Annotated in this window: 1 rRNA gene; it reads left to right on the top strand. The window is 48.2% G+C overall.

Going from position 1 to position 851, the window contains the following annotated elements:
* Positions 1-170 precede the first annotated feature (170 nt).
* Positions 171-851: ribosomal RNA gene (locus M992_RS14225) — 16S ribosomal RNA — on the top strand; the annotation flags it as partial.

Consider the following 851-nt stretch of genomic DNA (forward strand, 5'->3'; position numbering starts at 1 on the left):
TTAAGCCTTGTTGCAACGCTCTTTAACAATTTATCAGACAATCTGTGTGGGCACTCACAAGACACTATCGAAATAAAAAATATTTTTGATTTTAAGTCTTAAAGAGTGACTAACACGTTAATTCATATATGAATAAATGAAGTCAGTTTAATTCTTTGAGCATCAAACTTTAATTGAAGAGTTTGATCATGGCTCAGATTGAACGCTGGCGGCAGGCCTAACACATGCAAGTCGAGCGGTAACAGGAAGAAGCTTGCTTCTTTGCTGACGAGCGGCGGACGGGTGAGTAATGTATGGGGATCTGCCTGACAGAGGGGGATAACTACTGGAAACGGTAGCTAATACCGCATAATCTCTAAGGAGCAAAGCAGGGGACCTTCGGGCCTTGCGCTGTCGGATGAACCCATATGGGATTAGCTAGTAGGTGGGGTAATGGCTCACCTAGGCGACGATCTCTAGCTGGTCTGAGAGGATGATCAGCCACACTGGGACTGAGACACGGCCCAGACTCCTACGGGAGGCAGCAGTGGGGAATATTGCACAATGGGCGCAAGCCTGATGCAGCCATGCCGCGTGTATGAAGAAGGCCTTAGGGTTGTAAAGTACTTTCAGTCGGGAGGAAGGCGTTGATATTAATACTATCAGCGATTGACGTTACCGACAGAAGAAGCACCGGCTAACTCCGTGCCAGCAGCCGCGGTAATACGGGGGGTGCAAGCGTTAATCGGAATTACTGGGCGTAAAGCGCACGCAGGCGGTTGATTAAGTTAGATGTGAAATCCCCGGGCTTAACCTGGGAATGGCATCTAAAACTGGTCAGCTAGAGTCTTGTAGAGGGGGGTAGAATTCCA

Origin of the sequence: Moellerella wisconsensis ATCC 35017, assembly GCF_001294465.1 — a bacterium.
Taxonomy (GTDB): domain Bacteria; phylum Pseudomonadota; class Gammaproteobacteria; order Enterobacterales; family Enterobacteriaceae; genus Moellerella; species Moellerella wisconsensis.